Here is a 20,768-nt window from a genome sequence, read left to right as displayed (position 1 = left end):
CCAGGTTAGCTGTTACTCAAACAACAGAGAGCTCAATATCTCCTCAATCTGGTTTTTTGCCGCGTCGGAAACAAGTTGGTAGGATACGGTTATCATCGCCGTTTTTGCACTCAGCGGAATTTGATAAATCAGCACTCTCCACGGATCGGGGCCATAGGCGCCGCTGCGCTGATAGTCCGCAATAAACGCCGTCTTACCGGCTATTTTGCCCACTGAACAGTAGGGTTTTCTCACTAGGTGAGTGCCCATCTTTTCTAAGCCAGGATTCAGGCCGTTATTAAGCGCGTCGCAAGCCTCCTTTATTTCCGCCGCCGTCGCTGTTTGTATCTCGCTTTCGGTTAACAGATTATCGCTGAAGGAAACTCTGAATACCGCCTGATTCTGTTTTTGATCGGCGCTGGAATTGGCGGCCAGGGGCGTTTGTTTACTTTTATCCTGGCTATTCATCGCTTTACTGCCAATGTCCGCGATGTCTTTTACCTGGCTGTGTGCAAGAATAAACCATTTTTCAGGCAACTCCACGCTTACGCCATAGCCGGCCACATAGCGACGGAATCCATCTTTTGGCACCACCGCGTGAGCAGAAGAAACAATCGGTGCTGTCGCAGGGATTGGCCGGGGCGCTGTATTCGCCGACATGGCCTGGTTTTTACTAAATTCAGCGCTAAAAAAAAAGATGACCTTAATGATGATAAAAATGGCGACTAATTTCAAAAGTCCTTTGATTTTATTCATAACATCCTGCAATTCTATATTAACGCCTGGATAAACACCGTTCCCCATTCTTTTGACATGTTTGCTGCTGAGCAAATGGGTTGCAATACTGACCTACAGGCGCATAAGTTTGGTTATAATATGGGCGTGGCTCATGGTCATGCGCGGCCTATCCCTCTTTGGGCCCGGGGCGATCTGATTACCAAGACTATTGTGAATAATAATCTACCGTGGCGCATTCCATTTTACTCTACTCCCCGCCGCTTTACCCCGGATTTGGGTATTGCCATGGGGCGATTAAATTTTGCTGCGTGCCACCCATGTACGGAACAACACTACCTTCCGTATTGTCTGTAGTGTAAGTATTTTGATAAAACAGCATTTACAGCGGGAGATATGATGCGCAGCAGGACTCAAGTTTTACTCTTTACGGCGGGATTACTGGCCGGCAGCCTCAGCCTGGTTTCCCCCGTACGGGCGGAAGGCGAGCAGGATGCCGTTGCGCCGCAGCAGGAACAGGTACAACCGCAGCAGGAGCCGGCGCAGCCTGAACAGGCGCCGGCACCCGCGCAACCGGATTCGGCGCAGCCGCAGCTTACGCAACCCCAACCGGAGCTTACGCAGCCCCAGCCCGCCGCGCCCCCGTCCTACGAGCTCAATAAAATCATTATCGATGATAAAGAGCATCAAATCGGCGATACGGTACCGGCTAAATACCTCACCAAGCAGTATGAAATTGTCGAATGGCAAAAGCGCCATTTGCCCGCCCCGGTAGAGAATAGCCATTGGACCTATGCCAGCGGCAATTACCTTCTGATCACCAATGACACCGGCAAAATTCTCAAAGCCGAATCGGGCGATATCTTTTTCAGTAATAACTGACTACCTTTGCGCCCGGTAACGCCCCGGCCTTTGGCCGGTGGTGCGCGTAAACGCCGCACTAAATGCCGTATCGGAACCGTAACCGACGCTGTCCGCCACCGCCGCCAGACTTTTGCCGGCCCGCAGGGCGTCGCCCGCCACCGCCATGCGCCACTCGATAAGATATTGCAGCGGCGGCACCCCGACCAGCCGCCTGAAATGCTGCGAGAACGTGGTGCGCGACATCGCGACCCTGGCCGCCAGTTCCCCCACGGTCCAGCGGCGGGCGATATCGGCGTGCATCAGGCCCAGCGCCGCGCCGATCTGCGGATCGGCCAGGGCGCCCAGCCAGCCGGGCGCTTGCATACCCGACCCCAGGTGCGCCCGCAGGATCTGGATGAGCACCATATTGGCGAGATTGGTGGCCACCACCGCGGCCCCCGGGCGTGAGGCTTCGGTCTCGATGCGCAGCAGTTCCAGCACCGCGCGCAGTGGCGCGGCGCTGGCTGACGCCGCCGGCACATGAACCACCGGCGGCAGTAGCTTCAATAACAGGGTGCCGGAGTCGTGCGCAAAAATAAAACGTCCGCCCGCCGCGCTCACCTTCTCGCCGCTGTCGCCATAACGCGCAATACCGTCTGCGCCAAGGTTTTTCGCCAGGGCCTCCCGGCCATCAACCGGCGCCAGCGTGGGATCGCTGCCGGTGCAATAGTCCTGGCCGCGCGTCAGCAAATAAAAATCACCGGTCATGATATGCACGGGCGGCATGCCGTCTTCACTCCACAGCCAGAATGATCCTTCCAACACGCCGGCGAATTTGATATGGCTCAGGCCGGAGAAACGCATCGCCCAGGGACCGTGCACCTCAATGCGCGCCGACAACAGGCTTTTAGCTTTCAACAGGGAAAACACATCCGACAACGGGTCCATAACATTCCGTACGATCGATGATAAATAGCGGAGAATTGATTATAGATTAATCGGCCGGCGGGCGCCATGATGCCATCTGTCCCCGGCGTGGCCCGGCAAGGCCGCGCCGATTTTGATGGCGAATTAGGTGGAGGCGTATTCATGTCGCAAATCAACGGTAAAGTGGTGATTATTACCGGCGCGGGCAGCGGTATCGGCGCGGCGACCGCGCTGCTGCTGGCGTCGCGCGGCGCTAAAGTGGTGCTGGGCGCGCGCAGGCCGGAGCGGCTGGCGGCGCTGGCAACCCGTATACGAACCGAGGGGGGCGACGCGGCCTGTTTGCAAACCGATGTCACCCGGCGCGACGATGTGGCGCGTATTGTCGACCTGGCGTGCGAACGGTATGGCAAGCTGGATGTTTTGATCGGCAACGCCGGCGTGGGCCCGATTTCACCTCTCGACGAACTGAAGGTAGACGACTGGGAGGCGATGATCGATATTAATATCAAGGGCGTGTTGTATGGTATTGCCGCCGCGCTGCCGGTGTTCCGCGCCCAGGGTTTCGGCCATTTTGTCCACACCGCGTCCACCGCCGCGCATCGTATCGTACCGACCATGGCGGTCTATGCCGGCACGAAAATGGCGGTGCGCGCCATCTCCGAAGGGCTGCGGCAAGAGGCGGGGGAAACGCTGCGGGTCACGGTCATCTCTCCCGGTATGACGCGTACCGACTTTGCGCAGACCATCACCGATCCGGCCGTCAAGGCCCGGATCGAAGAGTCCATGAACACGTTCGGCATTGCGCCTGAGGCGATAGCGCGCGCCATCGCCTTTGCCATTGAACAGCCCGCCGATGTGGATGTGGGCGAGATTATCGTGCGTCCCACCGCGCAGGGTTAACCCGCAAGGCGGCCGCTATAAACGGAAGCTGGCAACCAGTTCCTCCAGCACCGCCGACTGGTCTTCCAGCGTGTTGGCGGCAAGGGAGGACTCGGTGACCAGCGCGGCGTTCTGCTGGGTCGTGGTATCCAGCTCGCTGATCGCCCGGGCGATTTGTTCGATGCCGTGGCTTTGCTCCTCCGAGGCCGAGGAAATCTCGCCCATGATGTCGTTGACGCGCGAAACCGAGGCGACGATTTGCTCCATGGTATCGCCGGCCTGGGCCACCAGTTTGGTGCCCACGTCAATGCGCGAGACGGACTCGCCTATTAAGGTGGCGATCTCTTTCGCCGCCTGCGAACTGCGTTGCGACAAATTGCGTACTTCGCTGGCCACCACCGCGAACCCACGGCCCTGCTCGCCGGCGCGCGCCGCTTCCACCGCCGCGTTAAGCGCCAGGATATTGGTCTGGAAAGCGATGCTGTTGATGACGGCGGTAATATCCGTGATTTTTTTCGAACTCAGGGAGATGTCGTCCATGGTCCTGACGACATTTTTCATCACTTCGCCGCCTTGATGGGCATTGTGGGTGGCTTCGCCGGCGATCTGGCTGGCATGTCTGGCGTTGTCGGCGTTGTTTTTCACCGTTGAGGTAAGCTCTTCCATGCTGGCGGCGGTCTCGACCACGGCGGCGGCCTGTTGCTCGGTGCGGGAAGACAGGTCGGTATTGCCCGTGGCGATTTTGGCCGCCGACGAGGCCACGGTGCCGACGCTGTCGCGCACATCGGAAATGATGGTGCGCAGTTTGGCGTTCATGCGCGCCATGGCGGCGGTAAGCTGGCCCAGTTCATCATGACTTTCAGGCGTTATCGACGCGGTGAGATCGCCGTCGGCAATGCGCTCGGCAACCGCGAGATTTTTCAGCACCGGCCGGGTAATCTGCCGGGTGATATACCATGAGACGAGAATACCGAAGACCACCGCAATCAGGCCGATGATAATGGTAATGCTTGAAGAACCATACGCCAGCGCGTCATTTTTTTCTTTCACGATATTAATAATGACTTTGACCGCGGCGCTGCTCTTATCGCCGGCAAGTTTTACGCCGTTTTCCGCAGCATTCAAATCCTTATAATCGGCATAGTAGTTCTGGCTTATATCCTTATATTTGCCAAAGTAGCTCCAAAAAGCATCCAGGTCAGGCTTCTTTTCCGGTGCGAGGCTGACCGCCAAATCGTTATATTTTTTCTCTGCATCCGCATAATTCTTTTGCAGCAAGGCTAATGCCTCATCGGTGCCTTTTAATTGCAAATTAAAGGAATTGTCTTTAATTAAAATATAGGCCAATACAAAATCATTGAGTTGATTATCCATATCGGTGCCAAACGTCTGGTTTAGCAAGGCGGTTTTAAAGGGGCCTATGGCGTCCTGGTTATGGAGTTCGTCCAGTTGGGCGCGGATAGCGACCATTTTTTTGGAAAAAACACTCATGTTTTCCAGAGATTTATTAAAATCTCCCAGATAGCGGGCAATGCTATCCAGGCTTGCCATCGATTCTTTATCCCATGACAGTGCCTGGGCTTGGTGGGTGAGCGCGGCGGCGTCATCGATAAAGCCGGCCATGACTTTACGCACCGCGTCGTCGGACGAGTAAAGGTATTTAACGCGGTTGACTTTAACCTGGAAAACATCAATATTTATATTATATACCAGATTGGTCTTTTCATAAATATCGCGAATTTCCTTGAACCGTTGGACGCTGAGGCCTGATGCAATCACGACCAGCAATAAGACAATACCGAAGCCTAAAAAAAGTTTATGTGACACTTTAATGCTATTTATTTTACTTATTAAACTTGTCATTTCTGTTTCCCATATAAATGTCACAAATCAAACTGTGTAATACCTGAGATAAATGTCCTGCCTAGCTATCGGCAAATTTTTCCGCTTCTTTAGGTTATTTTCCGCGGAATGAGAGAATGGACAGTAAAAATATCGATGCAGAGTGGTGCGGCGGCGGTAGGGCGGTTGTTGTGGGAATTATGGGGATTCGCTCATGCCACCCTGTGCTTTGCGTGATGGCGTTAAGCCCAAATTTTGTCTTTTGCCCGTGCTGATATGCGGATGCCTGAAAAAAATAGTGCAACTGTCCAATAGATGATGATGACTCAATCTTGACGGGTAATGCCTCGGCTTACCGATTGCAAATGAACGTTGGGAAATAATTACCGCTATTTTGTTAATAAAGAAGCAGAACATATATTTTCGCCTGCCGCATGGCGGAAATAGAATAGCCGCTTTCACAAAAGAGCGAAAAAATAAACCGGATGACTGTCACGTCGCTTACCCGGCCGCATTGGCCTGGGATTTCCCCACCTCCGGCAAGAGTAGCTATACTAAAAGCCTATGGGTAACAAACAGGAGGATGCAGATGACTATTCATAAACACGGACAGGCACATTGGGAAGGCGATATCAAGCAGGGTAAGGGCACCATCTCCACGGAAAGCGGCGCCTTAAGCCAGCAACCCTATGGCTTCAATACCCGCTTTGAAGGTAAACCCGGCACCAATCCCGAAGAGCTTATCGGCGCCGCCCACTCGGCCTGTTTTTCCATGGCGCTATCCTTGATGCTGGGCGAGAAGGGATACACTGCGCAGAGTATTGATACCAAAGCCGATGTTTCCCTTGATAAGGTGGGCGGCGGCTACGGCATCACTAAAATCGCCCTGGACAGCAGCGTGGTAGTGCCAGGGATCGATAAACAGGAATTTGACGCCATTATCCAGCAGGCAAAAGAAAACTGCCCGGTGTCCAAGGTCCTAAAGGCTGACATTACGCTGACCTACCAGTTAAAAAACTGAATCGGCAGCACGACCTGATCCGCACCCCGTCTATCAGGGCGGGGTTTGCGCCACCGCTTTACCACGCAGTGGGTTTCCCCTCCCTACGCCGCATACCGCGTTTCGCCGCGCCGCCAAAGCCCTTGCTCTTCCTTTACCCGCCTGAAGGCAAGTACCCGGATGCGCTGGTTTAATGTGATGTTCATCACAAAAATCATGCTATGCTTACCGGTCTTTCCGTAAGGAAACTATCACGACGAGGTATGGGTATGATTACCGGTATGCGTATAGCGACCGTGCTGCAAATGATCCTGAATATCGGCCTGCTGTTCCTGGCGGCGATCCTGATCGTTTTTATGGGTAAGGAAACCGTTCTTCTGGCCAGGGTGTTGCTGGTAAACGGCGAACTGGCGTCTTACTACCAGATGATTGAAGGCATCGTCATTTATTTTCTGTATTTTGAGTTTATCGCCCTGATTGTGAAGTATTTCCAGTCCGGGTATCACTTTCCGCTGCGCTACTTTGTCTATATCGGCATCACGGCGATTATCCGCCTGATTATCGTCGATCATAAAGATCCGCAGGATACGCTGTATTATTCGGCCGCCATATTAATCCTGGTGGTAACGCTGTGGCTGGTCAACAGTAACCGGCTTAAGCGCGAATAGCCCCGTCAGTGATGCGGACTGCCCATGATTAGCGCTTCCCCCAAGCCTGGCGATCGTCGCCTGGATGAAAACGTGCCGGCGCCGGACATCATCCGGCCTGCTTTTACATGATAAAAACGCGCCATGGCGCATTGGTGGGCGAGGGTAGGGCAAGGAGCCTTCAGTAATAGGCCGCTAAGCATTGCAAAATCCCCTTGCCGCTATTGGCCAATGACGGATATCCCTGCAATAATTTGTCAATAACATCATGATTAAGCTCAGGCAAGCCGGCGTGCTTTAGATAGTTACTTAAATGCATTATAACCAATGAAATATAAAATTTTTTATTGATCGATGCGGCATTAAATACCGTATTTGCGCATTCCAACGTCAGATAAAAATTTTCCCCCGTAAAATTTTTCTTAGGGAATATCAGTTTATACATTTTTTTCTTTTTATTTGGCTCACAATAATAAGATGCATAGAAATTATTACCTAATATAGGGTAATGCATATTTATTTGGTCCATCAGTTTTAACGGGATATCGTTAAATTCATTATCATCTTTATCTGTGACAGTGGTGATGGACAGCCTGCCGGATGCCGCGTGAAAGTTTAAAGCAGGGTTATCACTATCATCGATAAGGTTGGTATTTTTGAGCAGTTCTATCGTCCCGCTATCGCCGTCGAGCAAAATCGGCAGATAAAGGTGTTTTTCATGCGGCAGCAAAACGCTTATATCATAATATTTTTTATGTAGTTCTTGTTTTAAACATTCATATGAACGACAGGCGAAACCTGGGTTTCCCTTGCCGGGGGTATTATCGCCATCGGCGAAGTTTGGTTTATGGATTTTTGCCGGGGGGCCTTCCTGGTGGCGGAGTATGGGGCTGCGCATTGCGGTAAAGGGCCGCGGGACATTGGTTACGCTTAAGCCGAATGCCGGATTGAACGGCCCGGCTTGCCGAGCGGCGGCGACATCATTTATGGCGGTATCGGAGGAAGAGGATGTTGAATTGATATTGTTCATGCGCCCGCCGTTGAGTTTCACCTGATAAAAAGAGTGTGGGTATAATAAATCACCGGTGTCTTTGATAAAGCGCTTAATCAGTACAGAGATTGAACGCTATTCTTTGAAATTTTGTAGGAGATTGCCCCGGAGGACTTGCCAGGCGTGTTGATTAGGCGGTAGCGACGTTGATGTGGCCGCGCGCAGGCGGGTTTGCCCTTGCGCTCAATCAAGGCCGATATAATAGCGGCGATATTGCGTGGGCGTGGTTTTCAGCCGCCGTAAAAAGGCGCGTCGCAGAATATCCACGCTGGAAAAACCGCAGGCGGCGGCGATTTCCTTCGGCGCCAGACGGCTGGATTCAAGCAGGTCGCGCGCTTTGGCCACCCGCTCCTGCTCCAGCCAGCGCGCCGGCGCCACTCCCAGCGCCTCCTGGAAGAGACGCGTAAAATGCCGGGTACTGAGCTGCATATGATTGGCCAGGGTTTTCACACTTTTCACCTCATCGAGATGGGCGACGGCCCAGCGCTGCATATCCTGCAAGGACGATCTGCCGGCCAGCGAGGCGCGGCCGCTGCGGCTGAAATGCCCTTGGCCGACCGGGCGGGTGAAAAACATCACCAGGTTGGCGGCGATCGCCAGCGCCACCTCGCGGCCCAGATCCTCTTCCACCATCCGCAGCGCCAGATCCAGACCGGACGTTACGCCCGCCGCCGTGCGCAGCGGGCCGTCACAGATATAGATTTCATCGCCATTGACCCGCACGCCGGGGTAGCGGCGCGCCAGTTCCCCGCATACCGCCCAATGGGTGGTGACCCGGAAGCCATCCATTAATCCGGTAGCCGCCAGCACCAGCGCGCCGGTGCATACCGAGCCATAACGCTGGCTTTGCCGGCAGCAGGCCGCCAGCGCCGCCAGGCTGTGCGCATCCAGATTAACGCCCGCCGCCGCCGGCGCGCCCGCCACCAGAAAGCTATCCAGCGGCCCGGTAAGCGTCTCCCGCAACGACAGGTCGGGGACGATTTTTACCCCCGAGGATGAGGTAATGATCTGCTGATCCAGCCCCATGACCCGCATACGGTAAACCACCCGCCCCAGGATGGCGTTCGCCTCGGCAAACACGTCCAGCGGCCCGGAAATATCCAGCAGCTGCGCGCCGGGCAGCGCGAGGCAGACTATTTCTTTACGCATATCCTATTCCGTACCTCAATGGGTTATTGCATGGCGCCGGTCAGCGTTTTGTCTCAAATCGTCGTAATGCGGTGATTGAAGACACCGAGCATGAGCCATTACCCTGGTCAGGTCAATTAACCGGAGGTAATCACCATGGCTTTCAGCATCAACGGTATCAGCGTGCCCGACAGCAAAATGGCGCGCGAAGCAACGGAGCTGGTGCGCGACACCGAATCCGATCTGCTGTTTCATCATTCCAGCCGCACCTATTATTGGGGGGCGCTGGCCGGGCGGCAGCGCGGCCTTCGCGTCGATCAAGAATTATTGTATATCGGCTGCCTGTTCCACGACATGGGGCTGACCCGGGAACACTGCAGCTGCGATAAGCGTTTTGAGGTGGACGGCGCCGATGCGGCGCGCGATTTCCTGCGCCGGTACGGTGTCGGCCAGGCGGATATCGATAAGGTCTGGACCGCCATCGCCCTGCATACCACGCCGGGGGTGCCGGAGTTTATGGCGCCGGAAATCGCCCTGGTCACCGCCGGCGTGGAGATGGATGTACTGGGCATTAACTATGCGTCCTACCCGGAAGACGTGCGGGAACAGGTGGTGGCCGAGCATCCGCGCACGCCGGCGTTTAAAGAAGACATTATCCAGGCGTTTTATGACGGCATTAAGCATAAGCCGGACACCACCTTCGGCAATGTTAAAGCCGATGTGATTGCCGATAAGGAACCGGGTTTTATGCCCGGCGACTTTTGCGCGCTTATCCGCGCGTCGCGCTGGAAAGGGTAACCGCCGCGCAAGGCGGCGAGTTGATCAGCGGCTTTGCGTCAGTTTTGCCATAAACGCCAGGCTGTGGCGCCACGAATCCGCCGAGGCGTGGGCATTGGCGGCGGGCGTGCCGCCGGCGGCCATGATAATGCCCGATACCGCATGGGGCTTATCGATAACCGTGGCCGGCACATACGGCGTGGCGATGGCGTGGCCGGCGTCGGGATAATCCAGGTGCTGAACGGGGTAAGGATAGGCGTGATCGTTAAGCGTCCTGGTCACATGGCGGCAGTAGTCGGTGGACGGCCAGAATCCATCGTCGCCGCCGGAAATCAACAGCACCGGGCAGCGCATATTTTCCACCCGGATGCGCGCGGCTTCCACCGCGGCGGTATTCCGCTGGGCGTGGACAAACGCCGCCGCCTGGCGCCGCGGCTGCGGGGCGTTGTCGATTTCGCGCCAGCATGCCTGCGCGTCGTTTCCATGCCAGACAATCGGCAGCGGCTTGCCCTGGTAAACCCAGCAGGGCGCGAAGCGGCTTTCACCCGGGCGTCCCGCCGCCAGTACGCCGTGCGTTACCGAACTGGGAACATAGGCGATCACGGCGGACACCCTTTCGGGAAAGGTGGCGGCCAGCAGCAGGGATAATTCCCCGCCGCGCGACTGCCCGCTGACCGCGACAAAACCCTTGCGCGGCCGCAGCCGCTCGTGTACCCAGGCCAGGGCGTCGGCGAAATATTCCAGCGGCGTGGCGGAGATATGCGACGGCAGGCCCGGCGCGCCGAAGTACCCCAATGCCAGCGCCGCATAGCCGCGGGAAGCCCATAACGCGGCGCGCTGATGATTGATGCCGCCGCCGGATCCGTTGAGGTAGATAACCACCGGATGCGGCCCCGGCGTGCCCGGCGTATAGAGCGCGCCCACCAGGCCCTGCTCTTCAATCGGCCGATAGGCGACGTTATCGGCGCTAAACTGTTGCACCATTTGCGCATCGGCATGGACAGGTGCGGCATCCACCCCGGCGGAGCGTCCCGTTGCGCGCAGATGCACGGTGACCGGCGCGATAACCGCCGGATGACCGGCGGCGCCGGTCGGCGGGGAAACCTGCCGCTGCGACCACAGTAATCCCTGGCCGTCTACGCCCCGGTAATCACCGGCAACCGGCGCATCACGCTGCAAATCCACCGTGCCGTCATCCGCCGCGATAAATTGCGCGTAACTGCGCCAGGCCGCGCCATCGCCGGTGCGGGATGTGGCTTCAATCTCAACCGTGGCGCCGGGGCGCAGGCCATGGAGACGGATGCGGCGCGGTTCATCCACCAAGGCGATGGCCGGGGTAACGGTCAGTGTCAGCGGCATCATCAATTCTCCTCCATTTTGGCCACGCGGGCCTGTTGCTGTACGGCCTGTTTATCGAAATGATTAATATCGCCGACCAGCGCGTTGGTGAAAATCTTATCCAGCGGTACGCTGGCCACGTCCAACTCACCGGCGTCATGCATCAAGGCGACATAGCGGGCAATGGCGTCGATATCGTATCGTCCCGGCACCACCGGCTGACCCTCAGGTGTGTAAAGGGTGCGTTTTAACCGGCGTTCCAACAGGAATACCGCGTCTTTCAGCTTGGCCTGGTAGACCTCGGCTCCCGGTTTTAATTCCGGCTGCGCCTGCCAGAATGTCTGGACGCAGAAGCCGGGATTGGCCTCACACGCCAGTGTGGCCTTGGTGATGGCGCGGCCAAAACCCACCAGCATGGCGCGGCGATCGCGCAGGGTATCGTTATGGGCGATAAAGCCATTGCCCACCATCGCGGAAAATTCGGCCGGATAGGACAACCGGCGGATTTTAGTGCCGCTTTGCTCCAGCATGTCGTGCCAGCTCTGGTTAAAGTTCAGCGCGTCGACGCGGCCTTCCTTTAACGCCAGGAAGCCGGCGCCGAGCGCGCCGGTGGCCACGATCTGCACGTCTTTATCCGGATTCAGTCCCTGGTTGGCCAGCACGGCGCGGGTTTGCGGAATCGAAGCCCAGGTCAGGGCGCCGACGCCGATTTTTTTCCCTTTCAGGTCGGCCAGGGTCTTGATGGGCGAACTGTCCAATACCGCCAGCTCCATGCCGCCGGAAGGCCGGGCGTTATAGAAAAACTGTACCGGCAAGGGTTGTTTGCCGGGGGCATAGGACGCCAGCACCGGCTCCGGCATCGGAAAGCCGATATCGATTTTTTTGCTGTTAACCTGCGGCAGCAGGGCGCCGGCGCCCTGGAAAACAATGGTTTTCACCGCCAGGTTTTCCGCGCGGAAGTAACCCAGCTTATCGGCGGCGCTATAAATACTGCCGTCGACCACGGTTTGGGGAATATTCAATCCCACGATAATCTGTTCTTCAGCCTGGGCCGCCGCACTTAGCGCCAGGCAAAAAAAAGTGCTGAATAAATAACCACGTTGTGTCATGAAATAGCGAGCCTCGTTAATGTCATCAAACCTGGGGTTAGCGCACCGTGCGGGTATCATCGGCCCGGGGTGTTTCCCAAAAAACCAGGCGCCGGTGCAGCCAGCGCACGCTTTGCGCCCCGATAAGCCCTATCACCGCCAGCAGGAATACGCCGGCAAACATCGTGCTGACGTTTAAATTCGCCGCGGCGGCGCCAATCATGTAACCGAGCCCGGCTTCCGACGACACCAGTTCGCCCACCACGGCGCCAATCAGCGCCAGCGCAATGCCTATCTGCAGACCGGCAAAAATATCCCCGGCCACCGACGGCAGCTTAACGTGGCGGAAGATATACCAGCGGGAGGCGGAAAAGGCCCGGCAGGCGTCAATCAGGTCGGCATCTACCCGCTTAAATCCCACCAGAGTATTGATAAACAGCGGGAAAAAGCATAACAGCACCACCAGCACCACCTTTGAGGCGATGCCGAAACCAAACCAGACCAGGATCAGCGGCGCCAGGGCCACTTTAGGCGTGGATTGGATAGCCACCAGCAGCGGGTAAACGAATTTTTCGAAGGTGGCGGATTCCGCCAGCGCGGCGCCGGCGATCAGGGCAAAGCCGCTGCCCAGCGCATACCCGATAAGCGTGGCCGACAGGGTATAGCCGATATGCTTCCAGATAACGCCCTGGCGGAACAGATCCAGCAGGGTGGTCCACACCGCGGTGGGGGCGGGTAAAATATATTCCGGAATATTCAGCAGGCTGACGGCCAGTTGCCATGCCAGCAACAATACCGTAAGCGTTATCAGCGGATAAATCACCGATAGGATCCGGTTCATTGCGCGTGCTCCATAAAATGCCGGCGCAGGTGCCGGCATGCCTCGCTGAACGGGGGCGAGGAAAGGGTCTCAGGCGATCGGGGCCGCGGCAGGGTTATCCGGTAGTCCTCGATAAGGGTTCCCGGGCGGGCGGACATGACCAGGACCCGGTCCGACAGGAACACCGCCTCCGGGATGCTATGGGTAATAAACAGCACGGATTTCCGGTCTTGCAGCCAGACGCGCTGCAGTTCCAGGGTCAGGGTTTCCCGGGTCATGGCATCCAGCGCCGCGAAGGGCTCATCCATCAATAACAGTTTGGGATCCCCCAGCAGCATGCGCGCCAGCCCGACTCTCTGCTGCATGCCCCCGGACAGTTCATTAGGGTAGTTGTGGCTGAATTCGCTCAGTCCCACCAGCGCGAGCAGTTCCAGGGCGCGGGCATGCGCCCGGGTTAAATCCAGCTTAAGCGTATGCGCCGGCATGAGGATATTTTCCAGCACGGTTTTCCAGGGCATCAGGGTGGGTTTCTGAAATGCCACGCCGATATTGCGGTTAGGGCCGTGGGACGGCTTGCCGGCAATGGTAATTTGCCCCGCGGAGGGACGCAGCAGGCCGGCGGCAATTTTCAGCAGCGTCGATTTTCCGCAGCCGGACGGCCCCAGCAGCGTGACGAACTCGCCCGTGCCGATGCGCAGGCTGACCTGTTTCAGCGCTTCTATTATCCCACGACGGGTACGGTAGGTGACCGAAATACCTTCGGCGTTAAGCATCGGGTCAGCCGGGGCAATGCCCGGCGGCGAAGAAAGCGTATCGCCCGGCGCGCCCCGGACAATAGCCCCCGTAAAGCGGGGTGAAACGGCAACCATAAAATGATCCTTAATGCATATTGTGAGCAGCTCACCGCGGGTGTCTGGGGTGATTTGACATGGCTCAGTATGTGAGGAAAATAATGGAAGCTCTAATAAATAAACCGGGATTAAATATGAGTTAAATGCATCGGCTGAGCTGCTTAAGGATCAGCGCCGGCCAGATGCTGACGGCGTATTGGCGGTGCTGATGACGCGGGGTTGATCAGAAGCTGTCGATGATTTTCGCTACTTCAACCGCGCTATTATTCGTGCAAAACAAAGTGATTTGCTGCTTTTCATTATCTTTATTATATTTTGTTGCCATATACTCGAGAAAATGTATTCCGGAGGCTACCGCGGAAAGCGCCTTTGTCCCACCGGAATAAACAATATCATTTTTAATATCATAATAGCAAAAGTGGCCGACGCTGTAGCTGCTGGTCAGAAAAATACAGTGGTCGCCTAAATTGGCGGCAAGAAAATGCCGTATCTCCGCCGCGTGGTTAAATAAATCCCGGGGGCGGACATTCGCCTGCAGGCTGGTTTTCTGATTATCATGGCGCGTGAGGGTAAAATCGACGCCATGGCGCTCCTGGCTGATATCGTTACCGTCCAGCATGCATAAGCCGATGTCGAACTGCCCGCCTTGCCTGAGCTGCGCCAGGATCGACGCCGGTACGGAAAAGTCGAAAGGACTGATGGATCTGTGCGCCATCATATACGCGGCGGCAATAAAACAGGGCTGGGGAATGTCGTGGTATATATTATGCAGGATATCGATTTTTTTATGGACATCGGGTTTATCGGTATTATCGTCCAGCGCTGTCTGCATCAGGATAAAATCCGCCAGCAGCGTATTATCGTACGCGGCGGGATGATCATGGTAATCGCTTATGATTAAATTCGTTAATAATTCGATAGTAATATTAGACAGCTCAAAGACTTTCTCGCCATAGGCTATTACCAATCCGCCATCGCAGTCGAGCAGCGAAAGGGTAAATGCGTTGTCGAATCGGATGTCCTGAACGTTTTTTTTATCACGGGTAGCGGTATACGTTTTAACGAAAATCTCATTAAAAAAATCGATATTATTGCTATCTATAGTCACATCCCCTATTTCTGCGGGAAGCGGCGTTGCGGCGTAGCCGGTTTTTTTTAACAATGCAATTAAAAGGTCACCGGCAAGATGGTGGTCGTGCGCGGTGCTGCCAGGGCCGGCGGTTAGGGATGGCTGATTTTGCGGTGCCGAGGCGAGTGTAACATTTAAAGGCATATAGTAGAAACCTAATGGATAATGATGTCGATGGGAGTGAGCATTATATTGATGGCATAAGTGCCGAAGCATAGTGCGCAATAAGTAATGCGCTGCGCAGTTTACGCGAACAGGTAATAGCATTGCAATGCGCGGTGCTATTGAATTTAATTAATGCCAGATATTAATTTATTTGAAAAAATAATATCTACGAATAAACTAATCAACTTCTTTCAATACGGCAATAAATGCCCTCAGCCCCAACGGCACATGGCGATTGCCGGGATAATATAAAAATAACCCGGGTATCGGCGGGCACCACTCCTCAAGCACCCGGATAAGTTTACCCTGGTCGATATAGGGCTGGGCCACCGGCGCGGGTAAGTAAGCGATGCCCAGTCCGGCGGCGGCGGATTCCGCCATCAGGCCCAGGTGGTCCAGGGTCAGGGCGCCGGGCACGTCGAGGGCGATTTCCTGGCCGTTGCGGGCAAATTCCCAGCGGAAAATCTTGCCGCTGGGCAGGCGCAGGCGGATGCATTCATGTCCTTTCAAGTCGTCCGGCGTCTGCGGCGGCCTGCGGCCCGCCAGATAGGCGGGAGCGGCCACCGTCACAAAACGTACCTCGCCGCCGAAACGCACGGCAATCATATCCTGCGGCAGCGCCTCGCCCAGGCGAACGCCGGCGTCAAAACCGCCGGCGACGATATCCACCAGCCGGTTCTCCGTCACCAGATCGAGGGACATTTCCGGGTAGCGCGCCAGAAACGCCGGCACCACCCGCGCCAGCAGTTGCCGGGCCGCCGGCTCGCTGGCGTTAATGCGTAATATGCCGCTGGGCCGGTCGCGGAATTCGTTGACATCCTCCAGCGCCGAATCCAGATCCCTGAGCAACGGGCGCAGACGGGACACCAGCCGCTCGCCGGCCTCGGTGGGCGCCACGCTGCGGGTGGTCCGGTGCAGCAGCCGCACCCCCATATTCTGCTCCAGCACCCGCATCATATGGCTGAGGGTGGAGGGGGACAGGCCTAGCTCGTCCGCCGCCTTGCGAAAGCTGCGATGGGCGACTATCGCGGCGAAAGCGGTTAAATCCGCTAAATCTGGTTTTTTCATTGCTGGGTTTATTTCACTTCTTCATGCGATATTGTACGGATAGTAGCATGGATCTGCGGGCCTTATACTCAGTTAACGCGCCATCATAGCGGCGCCTTAACAATAAGGAGACAGCGTATGTCTAGAACGTGGTTTATTACCGGCACGTCCTCGGGACTTGGCCGGGAACTGACGGAAAAACTCCTGGCGCGCGGCGATCGCGTCGCGGCAACCTTGCGCAAGACCGGCGCGCTTGACGATCTGCTGGCGCGGTATGGCGACCGGCTGTGGGTGGCGTCGTTGGACGTTACCGATACGCAGCAGGTGCATCGTGTTTTCGATCAGGCCGTCGCGCATTGGGGCCGTATCGACATCGTGGTGGGCAATGCCGGTTATGCGGTGTTCGGCGCGGGCGAGGAGGCGAGCGATGAGCAGATCCGTCATCAGATCGATACCAATCTCATCGGCTCGATCCAGCTTATCCGCGTCGCCTTGCCGCACCTGCGCCGCCAGGGCGGCGGGCGGATCCTGCAGATATCCTCGGAGGGCGGCCAAACCGCCTATCCCAATTTCAGCCTGTATCATGCCACTAAATGGGGTATCGAGGGATTCGTCGAGGCGGTGGCCCAGGAAGTGGCGCCGTTCAATATCGAGTTTACCCTGGTGGAACCGGGACCGGCGAAAACAGGCTTCGGCGGCGCGCTGATCACCCCGCCGCCGATGGCGGAGTATGACGCCACCCCGGCGGGGGATATGCGTCGCGCGCTGGCCGCTGAGGCTTTCCCGATCCTGGGGGACCCGGTAAAGATGGTCCGGGAAATCATGGCCAGCGTGGAGCGCAGCCCCGCTCCCCGGCGGCTGACGCTGGGCAGCCAGGCTTATGATCATCTCCACGCGACGCTGACGCAGCGGCTGGCCGCGCTGGAAGCGCAAAAAGACATTGCTTTATCGACCGATATTGACCAGTGAAAGACAAGATATCGCGCAGGGCGGCGGGAATGATTCCGGGTGCCGATCCTCTGCGCGATGATTAATTTAGTAATTTACCGGGCGGCGACATTTCCCGCAGACAATAAAAGTTACTGCGATCCTTTTCACGTTTTGCAGATAAACGGCTTTATTCGGTCAGGGTCATGATCCAGCCCCAAAAGTTAAATAATCCCTGTTGCTATTCAGTTATATAAACTTATAACTGGTATGGGGCTATTCCCATCAGCAGGGACACGACGAAATGAGTGAACAAATTCATCTTCAAGAGCCGAAAGATAAAAATTTTATCAGCCTGCGGGAACCGTGGGAAGTGGAGTACTGGACGCAAACCTTAGGAATCACCAAACAAAAACTCTCCGCCGCCATCAGGGCGGTCGGCAATGGCACGAAAGACGTGAAGGAGCATTGTGGTAAATAATGCGCCGGCGGCGGGGCGCGCCAATCAGGGTGAATGCTTGTATCTGAAATTTATATAATTAACCTCATTACACTTTCAACTCTTTGCGTTAAACTTCCTGCGGTGGAATGTTTCCCGACCATTTTGATGATTCAGGAAGAAAACAATGAAGACGTTTTTTATTGCTGGCGCCGCCGCCAGCCTGTTACTGGCCGCCGCATCCGCCAATGCCGTAAGCGTAACCGGTGAAGTCGGCGAACATTATACCAACGTAGGCGTTGGTTTCGGGACCACTACGCCGGGCATTGCCGTCAGCGGCAATTGGGCGCATAACGATGACAACGGCGATGTCGCCGGTCTCGGCCTCGGTTACAATATTCCCCTCGGCCCGTTTATGGGCACCGTGGGCGGCAAGGGACTGTATGTGGGGCCAAAAGACGGCGATGAAGGTTATGCCATTGCCGTGGGCGGAGGCCTGCAGTTGCCGGTGGGCAGCCTGTTCAGCCTGTATGGCGATTATTACTACTCGCCGGATTCCCTTTCCAGCGGCGTGGAAAACTATACCGAAGCCAATGCCGGCGTCAGGTTGACCGCCATCCCGCTGGTAACCGTCAGCGTCGGTTACCGCTATATGGCGATGGACGGCAAGGACGGCGACCGCGACAATATCCTGGCCGACGGCCCGTATATCGGCGGCGCGTTTAACTTCTGAGGGGCGTCCTCGTCCTCCCGTCATCATGCCTGCGATTTCATTTGATCGAAACAAGACCGCCCGGCGGCGGTCTTGTTGAGTTTGATGGCAACGTCGTGCGCGCCATCCCTGGTGCGCTACGCTTTACTGAGCCTACCCATCATACCCACCGCTAGCTCATGTGCACGCTTGTCAGCAGTCTGAACAAGACCGCCGCCGGGCGGTGGCGTTTTATTTATTAAACCGCGACATCAGCCCGATAATATTACGCAGGCGCTCGCCCTGCAGCAGATGCTGCTTGCTGGGCTGCAGGTCCGGCGTAAAGGTCTCGAAGATCCCGCCCGGGTAGACGACGTCAATCTGATCGGGGGACACCACCGCGTAATTGTAATAACTGCCGACAATGATATCGTCGGAACGCGGCGCGTCGGGCTGCAATAAATTGCGTCCCACGCTGTAGTCGCCCACCGGGGTCGTGACGCCCGCAATGGTTTGCATCAGCGTCGGCACCACATCGAAATGGCTGGTGCGCCGGTTGATATCGCCGCTTTCGCCGCCCGGCAGCTTCATAAACATCGGCACATGGATTTGCACGTCGCTAAAGTTGCTGCCGTGACCCCAGTAGTTCTTTTTATGATCGTTAAACTCTTCGCCGTGATCGGAGGTAATCACCACCAGGGTATTGTTGTCCAGCCCCGCCTGCGCCAGTTTGGCCAACACCTCGCCTATCAGGCTATCGTCATAATACAGCGCGTCCCGGTAGCGGTTATGGTATTCGGTCGGGTCAAAATCGTTGTTGAGCTTAATGTGATCCACGCGTTCCCAATAGGGCTTGAACGGCGTCGCCGCGTCGGGCGGCAGGTCGTAGCCGTGGGCCGCGTCATAAAACAGAAAACCGAAAAACGGCTTTTTAGCGTCCCGCTTATCGATAAACTGCTTAAAGGCATCGGTGATCTGCCGGTCGCGCCGGGCGGGAGACGGTTCGCTGTTGCTGATGGTCAAATCGGGAATATGGGAAAATACCGTGCGGTCAAACGGCGGATGGTTGAGATCCGCCGACCCGTGAATGGAAAATTGATATCCCTCGTCGGCCAGGGTTTGCATCAGCACCGGGCGCTGGCCGCTGTTACGCACCGCCAGCCAGTAGGTATCCGGCAGGCTGTAGAACAAACTGAATATGCCCGGCTCGGTAGAGTTGCCGCCGCTGCGATGCTGATGGAAACGCAGCGCCTGCTGCGCGAACCGGCTGACGTTGGGGGTCACCCGGTCATTGGCGTCGTCGTAGCGCCAGGCGTCGATCAGGATAAACAGCACATTGGGCTGCTGGGCCGGCTTGGCATAGGCGATAGGGTGCAGGGGGTAATGCAATGTCCCTTCCGGCGCGGCCTGTAGATTGTTCTCTTTATTCAATGCCAGGGAGGGATCCACCAGTCCCCAGGCGACCAGCCTGGACTTGGCCGTCAGCGGATAATAAAGCGGGAAATCGTGGGTATAGCTTGGAATCTGGGTTCTATAGTTGGCGTCATCCCAGGCGTGCATACCCTGGCTGACCAGGATACTGAGCGCCATCAGGCTGTAGCCGGGCGTCCTGAGCGTGCTTAGACGGCGTACGGCGCGCGCCAGGCGGTTAAACAGCAGTTGCAGCGCCAGCAGCGCCAGCCCCATGCCCGCGCCCACCAGCCAGGTGTACCAGGAGAGGTCGACCACGTCGCGCCCCTCGAACAGCATTTCGAGCACGACGCCGTTAAGGTGAAAGCGGTATTGGGCGAACACCAGGGTATCGACAACCAGCACCGCAACGGCGCAGAACCCCAGCAGGATGCCGATGCCCCGGAACAGCCGGCCGGGCAACAGGCACAACAGGCAATTCAGCGCCAGGCCCAGCAGGCAAATGGTGCCGAACAGGGCGTATTGGGCGGTAAGCAAATAGATAACCGAACGGTAATCCCCCGCCGGAATGGTAATCCATTGCCAATAGCGGAAACTTACCGCCGTCAGTAACACAGCGTTTAATAACCAGAACACCGTTGCCCATTTTACATTGGGTTTAATTGAACTAAAGGCATTCAATCTAAGCGTCATCTTCAGTAATCCTGTATGGCAAATAGAGCGGCGAGCTGAGAGGCGGTGAGATTTAACACCCAAATTGTGTTTAACCGGCTATCTATTTTAGTAAACAACTGTAACGCGCCGCTCATTATCAGCCGGTCACCGGATGGCTTTATCGATTAACTTGGCTTAAGCATAGCGGGCGGATGAGAAAATGGGGAAAACGACAGGCGCCGCCGTCAACGGCGCCAGAGGCGGCCATGACCACATCAACGCGTAAATCCGGCGATAGGCGACGGTGGAATCACCGCGGTTTTATTTATCAAATGGGCGAGCCGCGCGGACGTATTCCGTTAAGCTTTCTGATACGTTAACCGCCGGCGCAACCTCTGCGC

General features: G+C 56.3%; 20 protein-coding genes. 8 read left to right on the top strand and 12 right to left on the bottom strand.

Going from position 1 to position 20,768, the window contains the following annotated elements; genetic code table 11:
• Positions 1 to 12: 12 nt before the first annotated feature.
• Positions 13 to 735 (bottom strand): hypothetical protein, encoded by a 723-nt coding sequence (locus ACL2XQ_RS21635; protein ID WP_413739684.1) that lies wholly within the window; start codon positions 733 to 735, stop codon positions 13 to 15.
• A gap of 375 nt (positions 736 to 1,110) precedes the next feature.
• Here ACL2XQ_RS21635 and ACL2XQ_RS21630 point away from each other — a divergent pair, with 375 nt between their 5' ends.
• Positions 1,111 to 1,596, top strand: a complete 486-nt coding sequence (locus tag ACL2XQ_RS21630; protein WP_413721383.1) for an RcnB family protein — start codon at positions 1,111 to 1,113, stop codon at positions 1,594 to 1,596.
• Here the strand turns inward: ACL2XQ_RS21630 and ACL2XQ_RS21625 are convergent, their stop codons facing one another.
• Positions 1,597 to 2,505, bottom strand: a complete 909-nt coding sequence (locus ACL2XQ_RS21625) for a cupin domain-containing protein (RefSeq protein ID WP_413721382.1) — start codon at positions 2,503 to 2,505, stop codon at positions 1,597 to 1,599. It abuts the gene before it with no gap.
• Between the two features lie 141 nt (positions 2,506 to 2,646).
• Between ACL2XQ_RS21625 and ACL2XQ_RS21620 the strand changes: the two genes are divergently transcribed.
• Positions 2,647 to 3,384: an SDR family oxidoreductase gene (locus tag ACL2XQ_RS21620; protein WP_410016736.1), complete on the top strand. Its 738-nt coding sequence runs from the start codon at positions 2,647 to 2,649 to the stop codon at positions 3,382 to 3,384.
• Positions 3,385 to 3,399: 15 nt separating this feature from the next.
• Here ACL2XQ_RS21620 and ACL2XQ_RS21615 read toward each other — a convergent pair whose 3' ends face one another.
• A complete protein-coding gene (locus ACL2XQ_RS21615; RefSeq protein WP_413739683.1) occupies positions 3,400 to 5,226 on the bottom strand; it encodes a methyl-accepting chemotaxis protein in 1,827 nt (608 codons plus the stop codon).
• A 568-nt stretch (positions 5,227 to 5,794) separates the two neighbouring features.
• On the opposite strand from ACL2XQ_RS21615, the gene ACL2XQ_RS21610 reads away from it, so the two are divergent.
• Together ACL2XQ_RS21610 and psiE are read left to right on the top strand one after the other, a co-directional pair.
• Positions 5,795 to 6,226, top strand: coding sequence for an OsmC family protein (locus ACL2XQ_RS21610; RefSeq protein ID WP_410013631.1), 432 nt, complete (start codon positions 5,795 to 5,797; stop codon positions 6,224 to 6,226).
• A gap of 248 nt (positions 6,227 to 6,474) precedes the next feature.
• Entirely contained in the window at positions 6,475 to 6,873 is a 399-nt protein-coding gene (gene psiE, locus ACL2XQ_RS21605) for a phosphate-starvation-inducible protein PsiE (RefSeq protein WP_410013632.1), read from the top strand.
• A gap of 160 nt (positions 6,874 to 7,033) precedes the next feature.
• Here psiE and ACL2XQ_RS21600 read toward each other — a convergent pair whose 3' ends face one another.
• Together ACL2XQ_RS21600 and ACL2XQ_RS21595 are read right to left on the bottom strand one after the other, a co-directional pair.
• Positions 7,034 to 7,882 carry a hypothetical protein gene (locus ACL2XQ_RS21600; protein ID WP_413739682.1) on the bottom strand — a complete coding sequence of 283 codons (849 nt, stop codon included), beginning with the start codon at positions 7,880 to 7,882 and terminating at the stop codon, positions 7,034 to 7,036.
• A 204-nt stretch (positions 7,883 to 8,086) separates the two neighbouring features.
• Positions 8,087 to 9,052, bottom strand: coding sequence for a GlxA family transcriptional regulator (locus ACL2XQ_RS21595; protein WP_413739681.1), 966 nt, complete (start codon positions 9,050 to 9,052; stop codon positions 8,087 to 8,089).
• Positions 9,053 to 9,187: 135 nt separating this feature from the next.
• Between ACL2XQ_RS21595 and ACL2XQ_RS21590 the strand changes: the two genes are divergently transcribed.
• Complete coding sequence (locus ACL2XQ_RS21590; RefSeq protein ID WP_410013635.1) at positions 9,188 to 9,829, top strand: HD domain-containing protein; 642 nt, start codon at positions 9,188 to 9,190, stop codon at positions 9,827 to 9,829.
• A 24-nt stretch (positions 9,830 to 9,853) separates the two neighbouring features.
• Here ACL2XQ_RS21590 and ACL2XQ_RS21585 read toward each other — a convergent pair whose 3' ends face one another.
• From ACL2XQ_RS21585 to ACL2XQ_RS21560, 6 genes are all read right to left on the bottom strand, one after another.
• Entirely contained in the window at positions 9,854 to 11,170 is a 1,317-nt protein-coding gene (locus ACL2XQ_RS21585; protein ID WP_413739680.1) for an acyl-CoA thioester hydrolase/BAAT C-terminal domain-containing protein, read from the bottom strand.
• Positions 11,170 to 12,255, bottom strand: coding sequence for an ABC transporter substrate-binding protein (locus ACL2XQ_RS21580; protein ID WP_413727727.1), 1,086 nt, complete (start codon positions 12,253 to 12,255; stop codon positions 11,170 to 11,172). Before ACL2XQ_RS21580 ends, ACL2XQ_RS21585 begins: the two co-directional genes overlap by 1 nt.
• Before the next feature lie 37 nt (positions 12,256 to 12,292).
• Positions 12,293 to 13,075, bottom strand: coding sequence for an ABC transporter permease (locus tag ACL2XQ_RS21575; RefSeq protein ID WP_410013638.1), 783 nt, complete (start codon positions 13,073 to 13,075; stop codon positions 12,293 to 12,295).
• Positions 13,072 to 13,923 carry an ABC transporter ATP-binding protein gene (locus tag ACL2XQ_RS21570; protein WP_413727728.1) on the bottom strand — a complete coding sequence of 284 codons (852 nt, stop codon included), beginning with the start codon at positions 13,921 to 13,923 and terminating at the stop codon, positions 13,072 to 13,074. Before ACL2XQ_RS21570 ends, ACL2XQ_RS21575 begins: the two co-directional genes overlap by 4 nt.
• A gap of 205 nt (positions 13,924 to 14,128) precedes the next feature.
• Complete coding sequence (locus ACL2XQ_RS21565; RefSeq protein ID WP_413739679.1) at positions 14,129 to 15,259, bottom strand: hypothetical protein; 1,131 nt, start codon at positions 15,257 to 15,259, stop codon at positions 14,129 to 14,131.
• A 117-nt stretch (positions 15,260 to 15,376) separates the two neighbouring features.
• Positions 15,377 to 16,267: a LysR family transcriptional regulator gene (locus ACL2XQ_RS21560; protein ID WP_413721373.1), complete on the bottom strand. Its 891-nt coding sequence runs from the start codon at positions 16,265 to 16,267 to the stop codon at positions 15,377 to 15,379.
• A 117-nt stretch (positions 16,268 to 16,384) separates the two neighbouring features.
• On the opposite strand from ACL2XQ_RS21560, the gene ACL2XQ_RS21555 reads away from it, so the two are divergent.
• The 3 genes from ACL2XQ_RS21555 to ACL2XQ_RS21545 all read left to right on the top strand — a co-directional run bounded on the left by ACL2XQ_RS21555 (position 16,385) and on the right by ACL2XQ_RS21545 (position 18,345).
• A complete protein-coding gene (locus ACL2XQ_RS21555) occupies positions 16,385 to 17,215 on the top strand; it encodes an SDR family oxidoreductase (protein WP_413739678.1) in 831 nt (276 codons plus the stop codon).
• 262 nt (positions 17,216 to 17,477) lie between these two features.
• A complete protein-coding gene (locus ACL2XQ_RS21550) occupies positions 17,478 to 17,654 on the top strand; it encodes a DUF3606 domain-containing protein (protein ID WP_410013643.1) in 177 nt (58 codons plus the stop codon).
• A 145-nt stretch (positions 17,655 to 17,799) separates the two neighbouring features.
• Positions 17,800 to 18,345: a YfaZ family outer membrane protein gene (locus ACL2XQ_RS21545; RefSeq protein WP_410013644.1), complete on the top strand. Its 546-nt coding sequence runs from the start codon at positions 17,800 to 17,802 to the stop codon at positions 18,343 to 18,345.
• Positions 18,346 to 18,555: 210 nt separating this feature from the next.
• Here the strand turns inward: ACL2XQ_RS21545 and ACL2XQ_RS21540 are convergent, their stop codons facing one another.
• A complete protein-coding gene (locus tag ACL2XQ_RS21540) occupies positions 18,556 to 20,406 on the bottom strand; it encodes a DUF3413 domain-containing protein (RefSeq protein WP_413721371.1) in 1,851 nt (616 codons plus the stop codon).
• Positions 20,407 to 20,768: the final 362 nt, after the last annotated feature.

Origin of the sequence: Sodalis sp. RH14, from assembly GCF_047324285.1 — a bacterium.
Classification (GTDB): Bacteria; Pseudomonadota; Gammaproteobacteria; order Enterobacterales; family Enterobacteriaceae; genus Acerihabitans.
Note: the sequence above shows the minus strand (reverse complement) of the source record. Positions and strands in the feature narration are given on the sequence as shown.

Bases quoted from the DNA above. Each gene is read 5' to 3' on its own strand.
- ACL2XQ_RS21635 (WP_413739684.1), bottom strand. From the start codon at position 735: ATGAATAAAATCAAAGGACTTTTGAAATTAGTCGCCATTTTTATCATC.
- ACL2XQ_RS21630 (WP_413721383.1), top strand. From the start codon at position 1,111: ATGATGCGCAGCAGGACTCAAGTTTTACTCTTTACGGCGGGATTACTG.
- ACL2XQ_RS21625 (WP_413721382.1), bottom strand. From the start codon at position 2,505: ATGGACCCGTTGTCGGATGTGTTTTCCCTGTTGAAAGCTAAAAGCCTG.
- ACL2XQ_RS21620 (WP_410016736.1), top strand. From the start codon at position 2,647: ATGTCGCAAATCAACGGTAAAGTGGTGATTATTACCGGCGCGGGCAGC.
- ACL2XQ_RS21615 (WP_413739683.1), bottom strand. From the start codon at position 5,226: ATGACAAGTTTAATAAGTAAAATAAATAGCATTAAAGTGTCACATAAA.
- ACL2XQ_RS21610 (WP_410013631.1), top strand. From the start codon at position 5,795: ATGACTATTCATAAACACGGACAGGCACATTGGGAAGGCGATATCAAG.
- psiE (WP_410013632.1), top strand. From the start codon at position 6,475: ATGATTACCGGTATGCGTATAGCGACCGTGCTGCAAATGATCCTGAAT.
- ACL2XQ_RS21600 (WP_413739682.1), bottom strand. From the start codon at position 7,882: ATGAACAATATCAATTCAACATCCTCTTCCTCCGATACCGCCATAAAT.
- ACL2XQ_RS21595 (WP_413739681.1), bottom strand. From the start codon at position 9,052: ATGCGTAAAGAAATAGTCTGCCTCGCGCTGCCCGGCGCGCAGCTGCTG.
- ACL2XQ_RS21590 (WP_410013635.1), top strand. From the start codon at position 9,188: ATGGCTTTCAGCATCAACGGTATCAGCGTGCCCGACAGCAAAATGGCG.
- ACL2XQ_RS21585 (WP_413739680.1), bottom strand. From the start codon at position 11,170: ATGATGCCGCTGACACTGACCGTTACCCCGGCCATCGCCTTGGTGGAT.
- ACL2XQ_RS21580 (WP_413727727.1), bottom strand. From the start codon at position 12,255: ATGACACAACGTGGTTATTTATTCAGCACTTTTTTTTGCCTGGCGCTA.
- ACL2XQ_RS21575 (WP_410013638.1), bottom strand. From the start codon at position 13,075: ATGAACCGGATCCTATCGGTGATTTATCCGCTGATAACGCTTACGGTA.
- ACL2XQ_RS21570 (WP_413727728.1), bottom strand. From the start codon at position 13,923: ATGGTTGCCGTTTCACCCCGCTTTACGGGGGCTATTGTCCGGGGCGCG.
- ACL2XQ_RS21560 (WP_413721373.1), bottom strand. From the start codon at position 16,267: ATGAAAAAACCAGATTTAGCGGATTTAACCGCTTTCGCCGCGATAGTC.
- ACL2XQ_RS21555 (WP_413739678.1), top strand. From the start codon at position 16,385: ATGTCTAGAACGTGGTTTATTACCGGCACGTCCTCGGGACTTGGCCGG.
- ACL2XQ_RS21550 (WP_410013643.1), top strand. From the start codon at position 17,478: ATGAGTGAACAAATTCATCTTCAAGAGCCGAAAGATAAAAATTTTATC.
- ACL2XQ_RS21545 (WP_410013644.1), top strand. From the start codon at position 17,800: ATGAAGACGTTTTTTATTGCTGGCGCCGCCGCCAGCCTGTTACTGGCC.
- ACL2XQ_RS21540 (WP_413721371.1), bottom strand. From the start codon at position 20,406: ATGACGCTTAGATTGAATGCCTTTAGTTCAATTAAACCCAATGTAAAA.